Raw genomic sequence first — 1,229 nt, 5'->3', positions numbered from 1 at the left:
TGTCGGCGGCAATTTCTTTGATCTTGGGATTGCTTGAATTTTTGGCCGCGTAGTAAATAGAGATGCCGTTGTTTGTGACGCTGATCTGGTTGTCCAAGAAAGCTTTGTTGTTGTTGGGGTCAAGCCAAGACAATGTGCCGGGGATGAAGGTGGCGTAAAGCTCTTTGGCGTATTCGAGAGCCTTGATGGTCTCGGGGCTGTTGATGACCACGTTGTTGTTTTTGTCCACCAGCTGACCACCGTGCGACCAGATCAACCAGTTGGTCCACAAGCCGTCGCCCGTGGCATTGCCCAGTGCCATGCCAGCGGGCGTGCCCTTGGCCTGCAAGGCCTTGCACATGGCCAAAAAGCCAGCCGTGTCTTTGGGGAAGCTGTCAAAGCCCGCTGCTTTGAGCATGCTGGTGCGGTAAACCATGTATGCACCGGCGGCGCCCAAGGCAATGCCGATCCATTTTTTGCCATCGGGACGCAGGTACGCTTCGCAGGCGGGGTACCAGCCTCCGTATTTCTTGCCTAAGTATTCGGCCAGATCGGTCACGTCCAGCAATTTCTCTGGGTAAAGGTTGGCATCGTCGTTGGTCGACAGAATGATGTCAGGGCCAGCGCCCGTGTTGGCAGCCACAGCAGCCTTGGGACGCACGTCTTCCCAGCCTTCGTTGTCGACTCTCACAGGAATGCCCGTTTTTTCAGTGAACTTCTTGACGTTGATCATGTAGGCGTCTATGTCGCCCTGCACAAAGCGGCTCCATCGCAGCACGCGCAGCTTGGCGTCCTTTTCAGGCTTGAAGCTGAGGTTTTGTGCGTATGCTGGCAGACTCAGTATGGAGCCTGCGCCAGCCATTGCGGCCATGCCCGCTGAGTTTTCCAAAAACTTTCGACGATTGAAATCGCTCATGTCATATCTCCTGTGGTTCTGGGGTTGGGGAATCGGTGATGTCAGTTGGCCAAAACCTTGCCGGTTTCAGCATCAAAAAGGTGCGCGCGTTGCAAGTCAGGCTGCAGGTGGATGGTGCGGCCCGATGCGAAGTCGTGGCGTTCCCGGAACACCGCCGACAGCTCAAAAGTGCCATGGCGGCAAGACACAAAGGTATCCATGCCGGTGGGCTCCATCACGGCCACCACGGCGGGGATGCCACCGGTGTTGACCAACTGAAGGTGCTCAGGACGTGTGCCGTAAACCACGCGCTGGCCATCCATGCCCGTGCTGGACAGGGGGGCGTCGATCAGCG

The 1,229-nt window shown here is 56.9% G+C and carries 2 protein-coding genes; both read right to left on the bottom strand.

The genetic code is table 11. The annotated features are described in order from the left end of the window. A partial coding sequence (locus tag Q0341_RS09490; protein WP_299512510.1) for an extracellular solute-binding protein occupies positions 1 to 895 on the bottom strand: 895 nt, incomplete at its 3' end. A 41-nt stretch (positions 896 to 936) separates the two neighbouring features. Further along, positions 937 to 1,229, bottom strand: a 293-nt coding sequence (locus tag Q0341_RS09485) for a TOBE domain-containing protein (protein ID WP_299512509.1), incomplete at its 5' end; no start/stop codon positions are given.

The sequence above is a fragment of the uncultured Limnohabitans sp. genome, assembly GCF_937889215.1.
Classification (GTDB): domain Bacteria; phylum Pseudomonadota; class Gammaproteobacteria; order Burkholderiales; family Burkholderiaceae_C; genus Limnohabitans_A.
This window is presented reverse-complemented; position numbering and strand designations above follow the sequence as displayed.